Origin of the sequence: Pseudovibrio ascidiaceicola (genome assembly GCF_900114245.1) — a bacterium.
Classification (GTDB): Bacteria; Pseudomonadota; Alphaproteobacteria; order Rhizobiales; family Stappiaceae; genus Pseudovibrio; species Pseudovibrio ascidiaceicola.
The window spans coordinates 304,074-320,317 of sequence record NZ_FOSK01000005.1; the positions used below are offsets into that span (position 1 = coordinate 304,074).

Annotated in this window: 11 protein-coding genes; 7 read left to right on the forward strand and 4 right to left on the reverse strand. The window is 52.4% G+C overall.

Going from position 1 to position 16,244, the window contains the following annotated elements; translation table 11 throughout:
• Nucleotides 1-287: 287 nt before the first annotated feature.
• Both BM231_RS11830 and BM231_RS11835 read right to left on the reverse strand, forming a co-directional pair.
• On the reverse strand, nt 288-2,795 hold the full coding sequence (locus BM231_RS11830) for a glycoside hydrolase family 95 protein (protein ID WP_093519575.1): 2,508 nt from the start codon (nt 2,793-2,795) through the stop codon (nt 288-290).
• An 11-nt stretch (nt 2,796-2,806) separates the two neighbouring features.
• Nucleotides 2,807-3,835, reverse strand: coding sequence for a LacI family DNA-binding transcriptional regulator (locus BM231_RS11835; protein WP_093519577.1), 1,029 nt, complete (start codon nt 3,833-3,835; stop codon nt 2,807-2,809).
• 393 nt (nt 3,836-4,228) lie between these two features.
• Here BM231_RS11835 and BM231_RS11840 point away from each other — a divergent pair, with 393 nt between their 5' ends.
• From BM231_RS11840 to BM231_RS11865, 6 genes are all read left to right on the forward strand, one after another.
• Nucleotides 4,229-6,184 (forward strand): ABC transporter substrate-binding protein, encoded by a 1,956-nt coding sequence (locus BM231_RS11840; protein ID WP_093519579.1) that lies wholly within the window; start codon nt 4,229-4,231, stop codon nt 6,182-6,184.
• A gap of 72 nt (nt 6,185-6,256) precedes the next feature.
• On the forward strand, nt 6,257-7,261 hold the full coding sequence (locus tag BM231_RS11845; RefSeq protein ID WP_167550295.1) for an ABC transporter permease: 1,005 nt from the start codon (nt 6,257-6,259) through the stop codon (nt 7,259-7,261).
• Nucleotides 7,261-8,385, forward strand: coding sequence for an ABC transporter permease (locus tag BM231_RS11850; protein WP_093519581.1), 1,125 nt, complete (start codon nt 7,261-7,263; stop codon nt 8,383-8,385). The genes BM231_RS11845 and BM231_RS11850 overlap by 1 nt, the downstream gene beginning before the upstream one ends.
• 11 nt (nt 8,386-8,396) lie before the next feature.
• Nucleotides 8,397-10,499 (forward strand): ABC transporter ATP-binding protein, encoded by a 2,103-nt coding sequence (locus BM231_RS11855; RefSeq protein ID WP_093519583.1) that lies wholly within the window; start codon nt 8,397-8,399, stop codon nt 10,497-10,499.
• A 5-nt stretch (nt 10,500-10,504) separates the two neighbouring features.
• Complete coding sequence (locus BM231_RS11860; RefSeq protein ID WP_093519585.1) at nt 10,505-11,566, forward strand: LacI family DNA-binding transcriptional regulator; 1,062 nt, start codon at nt 10,505-10,507, stop codon at nt 11,564-11,566.
• A gap of 43 nt (nt 11,567-11,609) precedes the next feature.
• The gene (locus BM231_RS11865; RefSeq protein WP_093519746.1) at nt 11,610-12,839 is read left to right on the forward strand and encodes an HAD family hydrolase; all 1,230 of its coding nucleotides are present in this window, start codon (nt 11,610-11,612) and stop codon (nt 12,837-12,839) included.
• A gap of 106 nt (nt 12,840-12,945) precedes the next feature.
• Here BM231_RS11865 and BM231_RS11870 read toward each other — a convergent pair whose 3' ends face one another.
• Complete coding sequence (locus BM231_RS11870) at nt 12,946-14,328, reverse strand: flavin monoamine oxidase family protein (protein ID WP_093519748.1); 1,383 nt, start codon at nt 14,326-14,328, stop codon at nt 12,946-12,948.
• Between the two features lie 311 nt (nt 14,329-14,639).
• Between BM231_RS11870 and BM231_RS11875 the strand changes: the two genes are divergently transcribed.
• Nucleotides 14,640-15,257, forward strand: a complete 618-nt coding sequence (locus tag BM231_RS11875) for a GNAT family N-acetyltransferase (protein ID WP_093519587.1) — start codon at nt 14,640-14,642, stop codon at nt 15,255-15,257.
• A 20-nt stretch (nt 15,258-15,277) separates the two neighbouring features.
• Here BM231_RS11875 and BM231_RS11880 read toward each other — a convergent pair whose 3' ends face one another.
• A complete protein-coding gene (locus tag BM231_RS11880; protein ID WP_093519589.1) occupies nt 15,278-16,243 on the reverse strand; it encodes an ADP-ribosylglycohydrolase family protein in 966 nt (321 codons plus the stop codon).
• Nucleotide 16,244: the final 1 nt, after the last annotated feature.

Consider the following 16,244-nt stretch of genomic DNA (forward strand, 5'->3'; position numbering starts at 1 on the left):
CCAGACAAAACGGAGATATGGAAAGGGCCTTCCCCATTGCGAGAAAGACTGCGGACTTGTTCATTTTTTTAGGTGCGATGCTATCGCGTCTTGGGACCGCAGAACGCGGTTGACTTCAACTCTGCTTCAACCTTGGTATGAAATGCCAATGAAATATCAAGAAATTCACCGAAACATTTGTTGCAGTGCAACCGATTTACTGCGAACTGTAGAATCCGTCTAAGTAACGCAAAGTTCTCACTCGAATTCTACAATTAGTTATCTCATTTTCTAGCAGATTTTACGGACTAGGAGACCAGTAAGGCCTCGTCAAAGGCCAGTGCCAACGTTTCTCCCGCGATAGTTTTTTGTGTCGCCACATAAAGTTGTAGGGTCTGATCAAAGGTTGACCCCTTAAAAGAGGCCTTACAAAGCACAGTCAGATTACCCCCACGATGGCTGGTGATTTGGGCCAGAGTTGGTTTGTTATCTTCCCAGACAAGATCGACCTCGAAACCGCCACGGCCACGCAGACCGCGAACTTCCCCTTTCGGCCACACGCTTGGCAAAGCAGGCAAGAGTTCAATGCCGTTGTGGGTCGTGTTCATCAGCATTTCAGCAACGCCGCGCGTGTAACCAAAATTACCGTCGATCTGAAATGGCGGATGAGCGATCATGAGGTTGCCATAAAGGCCGCCATCTTCACTCTTCGGTGCTTCATTCTCCACGCGGTTGAACATGTTATGGATGATCTTGTAGGCATGATCTCCATCACCAACACGGGCCCAGAGGCAGATCTTCCAGCCCATACTCCAGCCGGTTGCCAGACCTCCGCGGATCTCAAGTGAGCGTACGGAAGCTCTCAGCAACTCTGGTGTGTCTTTACCGATCTGGTCACAAGGGAATAAGCCATAGAGGTGAGACAAGTGGCGGTGTGTTGGTAGGAACTCTTTGAAATCCTGAGACCATTCCTGCACCTGACCTTGAGCTCCGATCTGGTAAGGTAGCAACCGGGCAGCCTTCGTCTCCAGGATTTCTGCAAGAACTTCATCTAGTCCCAGAAGTCGGGCCGCTGCAGCGGTATTGTTGAAGGTCTCACGGATGATCGCACAGTCCATGGTACTGCCCTGATCGACTGTGATGACGTGCCCATCTTCGTCGAGATATCGGTTCTCCGGACTGGTACTGACTTTGGGTACCAGGTAGCCATTCTTGTTCTCACAGAGCCACCACTCGTAAAACGCAGCGGCCGACTTCATCAGCGGATAAGCGCGATTCTTCAGGAATTCTGTGTTGTTAGTGTAAAGAAAGTGCTCCCACATATGAGAGAGCAACCATCCCGCTGCCATGGGCCAGAACGCGGAGGCTGGGTCACAAGGAGAGGGCACACTGTCACGCCAGATGGTGGTGTTGTGGAACGCGCACCATCCAGGAGCATTAAACATTGTTTTGGCCGTACGAGCTCCTGAGACTGCCAGTTCCTCAATAAGCATGAACAGTGGCTCATGCAGTTCGGAAAGTCCTGTGATTTCAGCTGGCCAGTAGTTCATCTCCAGATTGATGTTCATCGTGTAATTGGAGGACCACTGAGGGCGGCGCAGGTTGTTCCAGATGCCTTGCAGGTTCGGTGGCTGACTGCCAGCGCGAGATGATGCGATCAACAAATAGCGGCCATACTGGAACTGCAACGCAGCGAGCGCTGGGTCGCCTTTGTCCTGAAACTGCTCCAACCGCGTGCTGGTCGGCAAGTTCGGAACGTCGCCATTGCCTAGTTTAAGCGATACGCGATCAAACAGCTTCAACACATCATCTGTGTGTTTTTGCAGCATATCTTCATAGGAGGCAGAGCTTGCTTTTTCCAAAGTGCTTTTCACGATCGGTGTAGGATCTTTTCCTTCGCGGCTTGGGCTTTTGTCTGGCCCGTTGAAGCTTGTTGCCATGGCAATGCGAAGGGTAACAGCTGTCGCGCCTTCAACATTCAGTTCACCGCGTTCCGGGCGAATATTCCCTCCCTCTAACTTAACAGCAAGGCCTGCTTCAAAGTACGTGCCTTCTCCCAAGCCATCTTCGCTATAAACGATACCGCCCCGATGTCCGTCCTGCTCATTCTCAGCAAAGGGTCTAAGTTTGCCATCGGTGCCAAAGATCTCAGGGTTTCGGTACTGCTCCTGATCATGCTCAATGCGCTCAATCACTCGGCTGCTGGTAAAGGCTGGCGCTTGTCCGCGAAGGTGCAGACGGGTGTTATCAGCTTCAAGCGTCGCGCGGCATGTTGGGTGCGGGCTGTCATAGCGCAGGCTGAAGGAGAGTGTGCCCGGCTTGTCGGTTGTCAGGCGAACGACAATGACATTATCCGGATAGCTGGCAAAGCTGGTGCGCTCGTACTTCACACCGGCTTGCTCATAACTCTCATGATGTAATGAATGACGGATATCCAATGCGCGGTGATAGTTGGATACTTCGCCTTGGTCTGCCATCGTGATGAACAGATTGCCGACTGGTTGGTAAGCTTGACCTTGTCGTCCCGTCCAGTTCTTACGCACGAACTCTTGCGCCTCAAAGAGTTTTCCGTCTCTCAAAAGCTTTTCAGCATGGTCAATTTGATCCGCAATTTCTGGAACGGGGTAAATACGCGTTGGTTCACCCGAATAAAGCGTATCTTCGTTGAGGTGAATGCGGGCGTTTAACGGGTTGCCATAGACCATTGCGCCGAGGTGACCATTTCCGAGTGGCAAGGCCTCGTTCCAGTGAGCGGCGGATGTATCGTACCAGAGCGTATGAGCGGGATCGGCATTTGGAAAGAAATCTGTAATCATGATGAAATGTCCTAGGAAGTACGGGCGGGTCCGGAGCTGTCTCGAACCTTCAAAATGTTGGAAATGGAAATGGAGCGAGGTGGGATTGTGGGGTCTTCAATGGCGGAAAGCAGCAGTTTTCCAGTTGCTTCACCGAGGGCATCAATGGGTTGGGAAACCGTAGTCAGGCGGGGATGCATGGAGGAGGCGACATAGCTGTCGTCATATCCAATGATCGAAAGGTCTGAGGGGACGGAGAGGTTCATCTCCTGCGCTGCATGAAGAGCCCCGGCAGCGAGCAGGTCTGTTGTCCCGAAGATGGCCTTGATGCCGGGTGAAGCCTTTAGCAGAGCACGTGTGGCTTCAAATCCAAAGGCGACCTGATCTTTCGCATTGTCCCGTCTGATGTGAAGCTCAACGGGCTCTGGAAACTTTGCAATTGCGCGCTGAACGGCTGCCAGGCGCAAGTCATGCGGGCCTTCCGTATGCCACGGTTCAAACGGCAACAACATGCCGATGGAGCGGTGACCCAACTCAAGCAGATGCTGAATGGCGATGTGTCCACCCTGCACATTGTTGAGGTTGGCGTGAAACTGCAACGGATCGACGGGATAACTTTCCACCAGAACGCAGGCCACATTCGCTTTTTCAAGACGATGGATAAGAGAAGGGATGTGCGAGGTGTCTTTAAATGGTCGCAGCAGAATACCGCCAACGCGCATGTCGAGCAGAAACTCAATCTGCTCCTTTTCCATTGCCCGCTCACCGTAGGTGTTGCTCATGATCGTAGTGAAGCCATGATTGAAGAGCGTGTCTTCGGCAGCATCTGCGAAAATTGAACTGAAGTGTGTGCTGTGATCAGTCTGCAGAATACCGACGATGCGAGTTTCTTTTTGCCGCAAACTGCTGGCCAGCTTGTTGGGCCGATAATCCAACTCAAGGATGGCTTGCTGAACTTTTTCTCGGGTTTTGGCATTCACTGGGCCGGTGTTGTTGACGACCCGCGACACCGTGGCCGTGGATACGCCTGCTACCTCAGCTACACGACGAATATCTGTCATGCCAAAAAAGTCCTCGCGAAAATATATTATTATGTAACACTCATAAGAGCGTGGGAACGGGTCTCTATGAATCAGAGTTTCATAAAACAGTCATGTAAAAATACAACCAAAAACATGTAAACGTTACACTTTGATATTTCATGGCTGCGATTTATGGGTTTATACTAATTTTCGGGGCGTAACAAGTGAAATTGAAACTCACAACTGTTGCAATTCTGCGAATAATATAGATCACCTAGGGGTGTCGGTATGGGAGGAGACCTGCTGGCAAGCTTCAATATAAGACGCCGATTCGTCATATGAGTGTCATGTGTAGAAGCAAAAAAGTGAAAAGGATTACAGTGATTCCAATTGCTGGTAGTCTTTACACAAAGCTTGCGGAGGAATTTTGCAATGAGTTTGAAACGTAGTCGGCAAATGGTTTTCGGCGGAGCAGTGAGCGCGCTGGCCCTTGTGGCAGCCACAGCAGCAGCTTCTGCCAATCAATGTTCAGCATATAATCAGGCCCCACTTCTGGACCAGATGTCGGGTCTGCCAACTGTTGCCGAGCGCTTGCCGGTTAATCCACTCGTTGTTGACGGGATTGAGGGCATTGGCACCTATGGCGGTGAGATGACCGACGTTTATGCCGGTTCGCGTATCGGTGATTACCGTCGTTACGGATACGACCCACTTGTACGCTGGAGCCCGGATGGCTCTGAGGTCCTGCCCAACATCGCTGAGAGCTGGGACATCTCTGCGGATGCGACCACCTACACCTTCAAACTGCGCGAAGGCCTGAAATGGTCTGACGGCAAGCCGTTTTCTGCCAAGGACATCCAGTTCTGGTGGGACCACATTGAAACCAACCGCGAGATCAACCCGAAGGGGCCTCGCAAGATGTTCATCGTCAATGGCGAAGAAGCGAAGGTTGAAGCGCTGGACGACACAACAGTGCGGTTCTCCTGGAGCCAGCCAAACGGTGTCTTCATGCTGGATATGGCATCCCCATATGGTCAACGCGTAGTTCAGTTTGCTGAGCACTACGTTAAAGACTTCATGAAAGACCTGAATCCCGACGGCGTTGCCAAGATGATGGCAGATGCGGGGGAGGCTGACTTCGGCAAATGGTGGCTGGGCCGCATCGGCACCTACGGCAAAAACGCCGAGCACAACGACCCTGATCGCCCAACCATGCTTGCATGGCGTCCGATGGAAGTGGTTCTTGGCAAAGAGCGGTTCACCTTTGAGCGCAACCCGTATTACTGGAAAGTCGACAGCTCCTGCAACCAGCTGCCTTATATCGACAAGCGCACATGGGTACTGGCGAAAGATCCGGAAGTTGCGCTGCTGAAAACCGTACAGGGCGAGATCGACATCTCTCCGCGCAACATTTCAACGCCGCCAAACCGCTCTGTTTTCTTCGACAACAAAGAGCGCGGTGAATACCGCCTCGTGACGGCAAACAGCTGTAACTACAACAATGCTCAGTTCATGTTTGCTATGAACCACCCTGACCCGGTCAAGGCGCAGGTGTTCCAGAGCAAAGACTTCCGTATTGGTCTGTCACTTGCCATGGACCGCGACCTGATCATTGATGCAGTGTATCTCGGGCAGGGGGAGCCATATCAGGTCAGCCCGCGTCCTGAATCGCCGTATTACAACGATCAGCTGGCGCGCCAGTATACTGAGTTCGATCCTGATCTGGCCGCGGAACATCTCGATAAGATCTTACCGATGGGCCCAGATGGCAAGCGTGTCGGCCCTGATGGCAAGCCATTCAAGTTCATTGTTCATGTGAACGAAGGCTTCCGCCCGGACTGGGTGGATATGATGCAGATCATCGCGAAAGACTGGCAGGAGCAGGGTCTTGAGGTTGTGGTGAGCGTGGCCAGTGATGAGATCCACATGGCAACACTGGGTCGTGCTGACAAAGAGATCACCATCTGGGTGGGTGAAAATGGCTGCGGCCAGTTCCCACTGGTGAACCTTGAGCGCCTGACCAACTTCAAAGAGCATGGCAACTGGGAAGGCTGGGATGCATGGCATGACCTGAAAAAGGATGCCAACGCAACCGTTCGTGAGGGCGTTGTACCAACCGAGCCGCCAGCAGGCGTGAAGCGCATGTACGAAATTACTGATCTGGTGCCAACCAAGGTGGGTGATGAGCAAACGGCGCTGATGGAAGAGTTCATGCAGCTTTCTGCAGACAACTTCCTGTCCATGGGCATTGCGTTGCCGGGCGGTGGTTTCCGCTCCATCAGCAACAAGCTGCGTAATGTGCCTGACACACTGTTGGAAGGCTGGCTGTATCCGGGTCCTGCACCTGTGAACTTCTCCAGCTTCTACATCGATCCTTCCAAGAAGTAATCGATCGCCTGAACCAAACTGCCCCTCCTCGCGTGGAGGGGCAGAGCCTTGCAACTAGGATATCTGCTTTAAATGGGAATGTTTGTTGTCAAACGGGTCCTGCTGATGATCCCAACCTTGCTCGCGATTTCACTCGTCGCGTTTTTGGTGATCACGCTGCCACCCGGAGACTATATTGACCGATTGGTTTTGGAAGCATCGCTGGATGGAGATTACATCACCGCCGCTGAAGCCGAAGGTCTGCGGAAAATATATGGATTGGATAAATCCGTTCTGGCCCAATACTTCGATTGGATCTGGAAAATGGTTGTCCATGGAGATCTTGGACGCTCTTTTAGTTATGAGCTGCCGGTTGAAGAGTTGATCTGGGACCGCTTGGGTATGACGACTCTGCTCTCGCTGTGCTCTATGGTTTTCATTTGGACTGTTGCCATTCCTGTTGGTATTTTCTCCGCTGTTCGCAAATATTCTCTTGGTGATTATGTCGCCACCTTCCTCGGTTTTATCGGCCTTGCTGTGCCAAACTTCCTGCTGGCGCTAGTGCTGATGTATGTTTCTTTTCGCTATTTTGGCCAAAATGTTGGTGGGCTGTTCTCTCCGGATTACGTCAACGCGCCGTGGTCCTTCGCCCGTGTCGGTGACCTAATGGCTCATATCTGGATTCCTATGATCGTTTTAGGGACTGCAGGCACTGCAAGCGTGATCCGTACGATCCGCGCGAACCTTTTGGATGAGTTACACCGTCCTTATGTGGTCACCGCCCGCGCCAAAGGCATGCCGGAACATTGGGTGCTCACCAAGTATCCGGTTCGTCATGCGTTGAACCCATTCGTTTCCAGCCTCAACGAGCTGTTTGTGCAGATCGTGTCTGGCTCCACCATTGTTTCCATCGTGCTTGGTTTGCAAACCACGGGTCCGCTGCTGTTTGATGCTTTGCGTCAGGAAGATATGTATCTGGCAGCTGCCCTAATCATGTTCCTCAGTTTCCTGACTGTGATTGGAACGTTGTTTTCTGACATTCTACTCGCCTGGCTTGATCCGCGTATCCGCCGTCAGTTCAACAATGGGGGGCTATGATGAGCGCTACTGATTTCGCTGGTGCACTAACAAGTTCACGCGCTTATGAGGGCCAGTGGCGCCTGATGTGGCGCCGGTTCCGCAAACATAAACTCGGCATGCTGGGTGGTATTATCACGCTGCTGATCTATCTGATCGCCGTGTTCGTAGAGTTTCTTGCGCCTCATGATCCAAATGACTTCAGCGTACGCAATACCTACGCACCGCCGCAGAGTATTCACTGGTTGCTGGAGACAAAACAAGGCACAGTCTTCCAACCTCATGTGCTGGGGTACCGCTCCAAAATTGATTATAACTCAGGTCGCCGCACATTTGTTGAGGACCCGCGCCGTGTGGTGAAACTGGGCTTTTTCGTCAAAGGCAAACCTTACAAGCTGTTTGGCTTTATTCCCGCTGAGCGTCGCCTGTTTGGTCCGGTCAAGAAACGTGACCGCATGTTCTTGCTGGGAGCAGACCGTCTTGGCCGCGATGTGTTGAGCCGCACCATTCACGGGACCCGTGTTTCAATGACCATTGGTCTGGTTGGCGTTGCCCTCAGCCTCGTGCTTGGGGTGCTCATCGGCGGGCTTTCCGGTTACTTTGGTGGTTGGGTGGATACAGTCACGCAGCGTGTTGTTGAGTTCCTCCAATCTTTGCCAAGCATTCCGCTCTGGATTGGTCTGGCTGCCGCTATTCCGCCAGATACGCCGCCTTTGCAGACTTATCTGCTGATCACTGTCATTTTGTCGATCATTGGTTGGACAGGGCTGGCCCGCGTGGTGCGAGGTAAGTTTATCTCCCTCAAATCAGAGGACTTCGTAAAAGCCGCTCGTTTGGACGGATGTTCTGTTCCGCGCGTTCTGGTAGGCCATATGGTGCCAAGTTTCATCAGCCATATCATCGCGGTGGTGACACTTGCCATTCCGGGCATGATTGTTGCTGAAACCTCTCTGTCCTTCTTGGGTATTGGCTTGCGCCAACCCGTAGTCAGCTGGGGTGTTCTTCTACAGGAAGCACAAAACATCCATTCCATCGCCAATGCCCCATGGCTGTTTTGGCCGGGTGTGATGGTCGTGATTGCAGTGCTTGCACTCAACTTTTTCGGTGACGGCTTGCGTGATGCTGCCGACCCTTATTCCAAGTGAGGATCGAAACCATGAAACCCATGATTAACGTCACGGATCTCAGCGTTTCCTTCTCAGGAGATGATGGGAAGGTAACCGCGCTGGACAACATTAGTTTTTCCATTCCCGAAGGAAAAACAGTGTGCCTGGTGGGGGAGTCCGGCTGCGGCAAGTCCGTCACCGCAAAGGCCTTACTGCGTATTCTGGACAATCACGCAGCCATTGAAAGTGGCAGGATCGACTACACGCAGATGTCTGGTGAGCCGTTAAATCTGGCGGAGGGACCAGCTAAAGCCAAGCACATTCGCGCCATTCAGGGCAATGAGATCTCAATGATCTATCAGGAGCCGATGACCTCGCTGTCTCCGCTCTACACCATTGGCAACCAGATTGTGGAAGTGCTGCGCTGGCATACGAACCTGAGCAACGATGAAGCCAAATTTCAGGCAATTGAGATGCTGCGGCTCGTGGGCATTCCTTCTGCTGCAGATCGGTTTGACAGCTACACCTTTGAACTGTCCGGCGGTATGCGTCAGCGTGCCATGATTGCTATGGCGCTAATTTGTAACCCGCGCCTTCTCATTGCAGACGAGCCAACCACCGCGCTGGATGTAACCACGCAGGCAATCATTCTGGACTTGATGCGTGATCTACAAAAGACCCGCAACATGTCCATGCTGTTCATCACTCATGATCTGGGTGTGGTGGCAGATATCGCTGACGAAGTGGTGATCATGTATCTGGGTAATGTGGTGGAGCAGGGGCCTGTTGAGCAAATCCTCACCAACCCGCAACATCCTTATACCAAAGGGCTTTTAGCATCACTGCCGCATACGGACGGTAAACGGCGCGCGCGTTTGAATGCCATTCCCGGCGTTGTCCCAAGCTTGCAGAACCGGCCAAAGGGCTGCCCGTTTCAGGATCGCTGTGACCACTTTGTCACCGGGCTTTGCAACGAAAAACTACCAGAACTCACCGCGATCAGTGACGTGCAAAGCGTCCGCTGTCACGGGTTTGGGGCACAGGCAGATCTTGTCCCACTACATGCGTCGACCTCCCAAGTTGATGACTGCCTGCACGCCCCAAACCCGGTAAACCGCACAGCCGCACCAATCCTTGAACTGCAGAACGTGAGCAAACATTTCCCGATCCGCTCAGGTTTCTTCAACCGCCAGACCGGAACAGTGCGCTCGTTGAATGATGTGTCGCTCAATATCTGGCGTGGTGAAACCCTTGGTCTTGTTGGGGAATCTGGTTGTGGCAAGTCCACATTGGGTCAGACGATTATTGGGTTGCATAAGGCGACCACGGGCAAGGTGTTGTTCCGCCCAAATGAGGAAGAAGTTGAGCTGACCGGTAAGACCGACAGTCAGCTGCGACCTTACTGGGCGGATATTCGGATGGTGTTTCAGGATCCGAACTCCTCGCTCAATCCTCGCATGGCGGTTTATGATATCATCGCCGAAGTGCTGCGAGTTGGGCAGGAGCTGAAGACCCGGAAGGACATTGAAGGGCGTGTTCTTGAGGTGCTGGATAAAATTGGCTTCTCGAAAGAGTTTCTCAAACGCTACCCTCATGCCTTCAGCGGCGGCCAACGCCAACGTATTGGTATTGCACGTGCTTTGGCGCCGTATCCGAAGGTGATTATTGCTGATGAAGCGGTTTCTGCGCTGGATGTCTCCGTGCAGGCGCAGATCCTCAACCTGCTGAAAGATCTGCAGGAAGAGCTGAATCTCACTTACCTGTTCATCAGTCATGACTTGAGTGTTGTGGCGCATATCAGCGATCGCGTTGCTGTGATGTATGCGGGCCGGATTGTGGAACTGGCGGATACGGAGACGATCTTCAACACGCCAAGGCATCCTTATACAGAAGCGTTGATGAGTGCGATTCTGGAGCCAGTACCCAATGCCCACGGGGATGATACCCGCATCCGGCTGCAGGGCAATGTGCCGGACCCAGCCAACTTGCCGAAGGGATGCCCGTTCGCGCCTAGATGTCGTTATTCTTCAGGTATTTGTGAGAGTTCTGATCCAGCGCTCGGTGAGATCAGCACAGACCATCTGCTTGCTTGCCATCATCCTGATGTGGTGCAAAATACGCCAGTGGACCAGCTCGAAGCGATGGCGGGGTAGCACTGATGGCAAGTATTCGGGATGTTGCAGAAAAGGCTGGCGTTTCAACGGCTACCGTCTCTCGTGTGTTGAACAAGGATGAGCGGGTGAAGGATGAAACCCGCGCAAAGATTCAGGCTGTCATTGATGAGTTGGGGTATCGTCCCAACCGATTGGCAACCGCTTTGCGCCGGCAGGATTCCAATTTGGTCGCGCTGTTCTTGGAGAACCAGAAATCCCCGTTTGCGACCATGCTTTATGCCTCCATTGAGAAGACGCTGCATGACGAAGGCTTCAAGGTTCTTTCTTGCTGCACACGGGGAGAAGCCGAGCGAGAGCGCAAGTACACTCAGACCATGATCGAGATGCAGGTGGCAGGTGCAATCGTTCGGCCGTCAAACTCAGCAGCAGAAACACTGAAGAACGTTAAACGCTTGCAAGCTAACGATATTCCAACGGTCTACGTAGATATTCTGCCGGGGCGCCGCTCTGAATCCTTTGTGGTTTGCGATAATACTGAGGGGGGCCGGATTGGTATGCGATACCTCGTTGCGCTCGGGCATAAACATATTGGTGTGCTTGCGACCAAAGCCGACCATGATCCCCGCCGCGAGAGTGTTGGCAACTTGCGTATGCGTGGCATACTGGAAGTTGCCCGCGAGTATCAGATTGAAAAATCAGTCTACCTGCCTGAGCCCAATGAGCGAAAGCGGTATGACTTGGGGTATGCTACAGCCAATGAGATGCTGGACCAACATCCTGAAATAACCGCTCTTTTCGCCATTACGGATACCGCGGCCATTGGTGCGATGCATGCATGTTTTGATCGTGGCATGCGCGTGCCGGAGGACATTTCCATCCTCGGGTACGATGGTATCCCAATCAGCAGCATCACCTCGCCGCAACTCTCTACCATCCAGCAGCCGATTGCCGAGATGGGAGCGTCTGCAGCTCGCTATATCATTGAAAAGATACGTAATCCTTCCAGTAAGCGTCTGCATGAAGTCAAGCCGGTTGAGCTGAAACAGCGGGGTTCCGTTTCCCATCCCCGCAAGGGGGCTCTTCCTCTTTCTACAGGTGCTGCGTAAGGCGCCAACTTTCTTGCAGGACAAGAAGAACAAGGAGTTTCAATTGAACATTTCCGCAGCCCCTCTGTCTTTTTCTGAGGCAACATCGGCAGATATTGCAGAGCTGGTGAAGCAGCATGCGCCTGTTATCCGGTTTGACGACAAAGAACCTTTCCTCCCTTCGGCACTGGGATATACGCTCTATGATCAGGACGGTATATCCGTCTCAAGTGCCCATAAAATAAAGCTAAACGGCGCTGCACTTGCAATCGAATATGCCATCTGGTGGGACTGGGATATCCAACACCTGTATGAGCTGGAGCACATCTGGGTGTATCTCAGCGAAGCGGGTGAGGTGGTGCGTGTTGAAGGCAGCGCCCATGGCTGTGCTGGGGAATTGAGCACCTGGAACCATCAGGTGCCGCTGGAAGAGGGGCGGGTAACCCTTTATTCTGAACCGGGAAAACACGCTTTTGCGGCGAGTTCTGAAGCGTTGCGGGCAAACTTTGCGGTGACTTGCATTTGCTGTGGTGAGCGAGCGGGCTCTGGCACTATTTTGGTACCAGATATGTTTGCCAATGAACTTGCCGACCTGAAGCCTTATGACCACCATGTGGCGCGTAAGTGTATGGAAACAAAAGCATTCAAGCCGTCATTCTACTTCGATCAAACCTTCGACCTGCGCTCGGTTGAAATGATGCCTTGGGAAGAGCTGAAGGCTTCTGTTCCGTCTCGGGTTCGCTCTGTTTTGGCGCAGCTGCGAAAAGAGGCGAAGGGCGTGAAGGCTGTGTTCCTCGATAGCGGGGATACTTTGATCGACGAAGGTTCTCAGATTTTCGTTGAGGGGGAATTAGTGCTCTCTGCAGAGCCGATCCCGGGCGGGGACAAGCTGGTGGACTGGCTCAAGGAGCGCGGCTACATGGTTGCACTGGTTGCAGATGGTCTGGTGGAGAGCTTCGAGAACGTCCATAAGGCTATGGATTTCTGGCATAAATTCGATGCACGGTCGATCTCTGAAGCAGTTGGTTGCTACAAGCCTGACCCGCGTATGTTCCTTGAAGCTGTTAAGCTGCTGGGACTGGAAGAAGCGGACCATGCAGGCTGTGTCATGGTGGGGAATAACCTTGAGCGCGATGTGGCAGGGGCCAACCGTTTAGGGATGACATCTGTCTGGATCAACTGGACACCGCGCTATCCGACAGAGCCGGCGAATGCGGATGAAGAGCCGGATTACACAATTGGCCTTCCGCACCAGCTTCTGGATGTACTCGAAGAGATCGATGCTAAGGCGTAAGCTGCTGTAGTAGAATAAGAAATTGTGAAAGCGATGAAGCCGTGGGATTGGTCTCCTGCGGCTTTTTTAGTGTGTTGGCTCAAGACCGGCAGAAAACAGGTATCGGCTACATCATTGTTTCCATTGCTACTTTTGCGGCTTTCTTTCCGCTTAAATGAGCGCCGTGAACGGTCCCGTGGTACTGGAAGCTTGTGTGTTCTCCGGCCAAGGTCAGGCTTCGACCGATCGGTTCGGATAACACATTGAAATCATACGGATTACAGCCAACTTTGGCGTAGGAAAAAGCACCTTTGGTGTAAGGATCTTGTGACCAGCGGGTTGCGATGTAGTGACGGGGATCGGGCGTGTCCGGGCCAAACATGGTGCGCACGGCTTTCATAGCATCTTCAAGCATATAGTCGTGATCCATGGTCTCTATCATACGGGAATAGTTGCCAAAGCTGAGGGCGGTGAGTACGTTTGCGTTGATAAAGGGCTTATGATTGAGGAAATAATTCCAGCGCCCCTGAGTTTGCGTCATTAAGCCAAAATACTGAGTGTTTTCAGGCCAGTGGAGCTCATCAAATTTCATCGCTACTTTCGTGACGTCTCCCATACCAACGCGTTCAATTGCGTTCCTATGTATTTCGGGCAGGGGTGGGATGAACTCGATGTCCTGCGCTTTGAGCACACCGAGCGGTACCGTGACAATCACGAAATCACTTTCAAAAATCTCTTTGTCCGTCTGAACAAAGACACCCGCACGATCATGGTACGCGATGCGGCGCACAGGTTTGCGGGTGAGTATTGCGATCCCATGGGTGAGAGGTTCCAAAAGCTTATCGTACCCGTCTACCAAAACCACATCCTCCCCATGGAACATGTCATCCTGGTTGAAGTACATGGCAGAAAGTTCGTTGACCGGACTGCCCGTATCAAACTCGGTGTAAGCAGATGTCATCCATTTGAAGACCGGGTCACGAGACATCTTTGGTGCCATATGCTCCAGCGCTTCAGATAGGGGCATATCTTTGCTCATGCCGGAGCCAATCAGATCCAGCATCTGCCGATGCTCCTGTCCCATTTCGGAAATCATCTGATGGGAAAGCTGTTTGCCTTGGTGGTTGAAGACGGCAAAGTTCGAGTCTTTTGTGACGAAGGTTTTCTGGCCGGACTGTTCAGCCAGTTTCATGATCGGATTGTCATCAGGTCCGTGGATCCAGCCTGCGCCTTCCTCAATGGGAACGCCGAGCGCCCGGTTGGTGCGAATGCGGCCGCCGATCTTGTTGCTCGCTTCCAGCACCAGCACGGTGTAGCCTGAATCCATTAAATCACGAGCGGCTGTCAGGCCTGCAATGCCTGCGCCCACGATGATCACCGTCTTACCGCTGGATGACACGTTTGGCTTGTTGAGGTTCAGATCAAACAAGCCGGCAACGACGACGGAAGAGGCTGAAGTTTTAAGGAAATTCCTGCGGTTTAGGCTGCTATTGCGGGGGCGAAAGACCATTGGAAACACTTTGGTTTGAAAGAGGTGCGCCTGCAACCTTGAGGTGTTTTATCGCCACCCACAAGGGAAACTCAGGGACAGCCCTAACAAACCGAGAAAGCGTTTTGGCGTTTTCAAACGGCTAAAAACACACTGCGTTTATACGAATACGCGCAGCATGCATAAAATATTGAACACACTTGAGGCCTCTCACCGAATGATCTCTGCCAGGCTGTTTTTTCTCGAAAGAGCCAGATGTTGAAGTATCTCTTCATTTCCAAGCAACCTTCATGCATAGTTCTTAAGTCATTCTATACTGAAGAGTCAGAGCCATGTTGCCTAAGGCACGTCTTGTAGACCCTCTTTCCATTCCTGTGCCTGAACAGGTGCTGACTAACCGGTTGCAGATTTTAAAACCCGCTCTGGACGTAGCCGCACAGCTCACCGAAGCACGAACAGAGAGCTTCAACGATCTATTGCCGTGGTTCCATGAGGTGATGGGAGACAGGGACCAGGAAGCCAGCCAGAGTTGGCAAACAGATCAACTGGCTGAGCAAATCCGATCTTTCGAACTTAGAGAGCGGCTGCCTTTCTATATCTTTAGTGAAGATAAATTCATTGGCTACATAGAGCTCTTGCCAATCTGGCGACGTGGACAGTTCAGACTAACTTACTGGATACGTTCTCAATGGGCACGGCGTGGTTACGGATCTGAAGCCGTGAGCGCGATGGTTATTGTTGCCTTCGATGCCTTGTTTGCACGTTTAGTTACCACTGGACACGCTGAGCCGAACGAAGGTAGCGCCCGGCTTGCTCGAAACTTGAGATTCAAGGAATATGCCCGAACTCCGCTTGCTTGTGAGTTGCCTGATGGCTCTCTCGTTTCAGGAGTAGCCTACGTGCTTCAACGCGCAGACCACCTTAGAATCCCCGAGGTTCGATGGAGCTGATAAGCCACCTAGGCTGAGGACTAACGCTCGTTATACCCTGCCAGATCGCAGCATTCCTGCCAGAGTTCTGCATTGTTTTGGACCTTCAAAATCCATGAAAGTGGAATGCCTTTGTCCGTATCTAAGCCATGTATTGCGCCAAGAACTGTGCCGATCAGAATGGAGCGGCCAGCGCTGTCTCCACCTGCCAGAATATTGGCTTCAATCGCTTCGCGGTAAGAACCTGTGTTCTTGAGAATATGAAAGCTGAGCGGCACACCCATGCCAAGGTGACACGCCCGGCCTGTGCTCTCACCGTATGCGATGGAGTCCGTTTCCGATGCGGAAAGGGCAGCCAAGAGCTTTTCCTGAATGTCAGGGTGTGCAGCATCTGCAGCGGCAGACAGAGCGCTTTGCAAGTCCTCGCCATTCGCAACACGGTCCAGAAGATCGGCAAAGAGAAAGCCATAGGCAACTGACTCTTCATTATCGTTGGTGGAGCGGATAATTGCTTCAACCTGATCCTGCATCTGCTCGCTCTGCTCATAGGCGAATAGCACGGCTGGAATCTTGGAGAGTGCAGGAAGCTGGTCATCATCTACGCCAGAGGGAGTGAGCTTCTCATTTGCAATATTTTCCAGCGTGCCCCGTGTTGGGCGGTCGATGTATCCGTTATAGGTGCCACCAGCGCCGAAGTGGGCGGCAAAGGCTTGCTGAAATTCATCCATCTTCAAGTGCTTGTCGTGAGCCAGCAAATGCTTCAACACCAGATGAAGGTTTTCACCGTATTGGGTGAACTGGCCGTCCTGCCGGTTGGCATGAGCAAAATAAGCTGGCACGCCCTCAAAGTAAGATGGGGTCAGCGGCACGAAAGCAGCTGAATCATCATGTTCCTGCGTAACATGGTGGATACGGTCAACATCATAGAGCCAGTGCAGCCCCAATGAGGCTGCGTCCGCAACAAATGCACCAAGAAGGCTATGCGCCTTAAACGCTTGCTGACTCATA